Here is a 1,390-nt window from a genome sequence, read left to right on the forward strand (position 1 = left end):
TCAGTACCTCACAAAGCATCGTCAGCTAACCTGACTTGAGTCACCTGTTCTGTCGAAATGAATCGTCAGTAGCGATTGATCGACGCTGTTCGAAGCCAGAGCTGTCGCTGTCGGCGGCGCTCAGCCGCCGACGCGACAGCGTTGCCACTCACGAGAAGGCGTACTCGGTCAGTGACTACCGGTGGAACCGGTCGTCTGGTGGTCGATTTGCGGGGACGGCCCGACGCACCGCGAGGGCCGTCCACGCAGCCCGTCGGACCATATTGACGAATTCCTTGTACGGCCACCACCAGAGGCGACGCCCGCCACGGCGGGGCGTCGCCACATATTCGTAGTGAAGATACCGCCACGCGTTCTGTAACAACAAACTCACCACAACGAACAGCAGTCTCACCGTCGCATCTCGTGTCGTTGTCGTCGCTATCGCTTGCTCGGACAAGCGATAGCTCGACTCGATACCGAACCGTTTCGCGTAGTGGTATCGAGCGTCGCGTGGTGTCTCGATGAACGGCGCGTCAGCGGCGTAGCCGTGACGCGCCACACCGTGGTCGTCATACTTCCCGTTCAGGTACGTACAATCGATGTAGACGGGAAACTCGACGGTCCAGCTGTGACCGTCGAGTTTCCCTGTCAGATCATGCTGAATGACACGACTCCACCCTTCCGAGAGCTCTTGCTGAATCGTCTTCCCCCATCGGATGATCGGGATTACGTACGCGTAGTTATGCGCTTGAAGCAGCGTGAGGCACTTGCTGTCGTAGAATCCGCGATCAAGATAGACGGCCTTGACCTCGGTGTCAAGGCCGTCAAGGACACCGAAGAACTCAGCGAGGACGCTGCTGGCGGTGTCGCCGTCTTCGAGACGGCGCACCGCCAGCGTGTAGCGTTTGTTCTTCACACGCGCGTAGAGTGTGGCGTAGGCGTGGAACGCGGTGGTTCCACGCTTGGCTTCCGAGTGATAGAGGTTCTCCGTGTCGTCTTCATTACCGTAGTAGGGCCGCAGGTGGAGGTCTGCGCAGACCTCCACCTGCTCGGGGAGCAGTTCAACGATATTTCGTCGAAGGAGCGTGTTAGCGACTCGTTCGAGCCGTTCCGGCTCGAACTTCGTCCGGAGATGGTAGAGGATCGTGTTGGCAGCGGGGCCGTTCTGACTCGACGCACAGAGCGTCGAGATCGAGGTCCCGTCGGCGGTTGCGCCGACGAGGACCTCGTGGATGTCCTCTGTATCGATTTCAGCGTTGTTGGCGAGGTTCAGAGTAACTTCCTCGTCAAGCTGGTTGACGAGGAAGTTAAGGAGTTGGTCTTCGTGGAGTTCACTGTCTGCTTGCTGGGTCGTAGACACACCTTCAGCAAGCAGACGTTCTAACTAAGCGGCTTTGTGAAGTACTGA

1 protein-coding gene is annotated in these 1,390 nt (G+C 58.3%); it reads right to left on the minus strand.

Annotated elements, in window-relative coordinates:
* Nucleotides 1-175: 175 nt before the first annotated feature.
* Nucleotides 176-1,342: an ISH3 family transposase gene (locus DQW50_RS17495; protein WP_112080531.1), complete on the minus strand. Its 1,167-nt coding sequence runs from the start codon at nt 1,340-1,342 to the stop codon at nt 176-178.
* Nucleotides 1,343-1,390: the final 48 nt, after the last annotated feature.

Origin of the sequence: Halorubrum sp. 48-1-W (genome assembly GCF_003287355.1) — an archaeon.
Lineage (GTDB): Archaea > Halobacteriota > Halobacteria > Halobacteriales > Haloferacaceae > Halorubrum.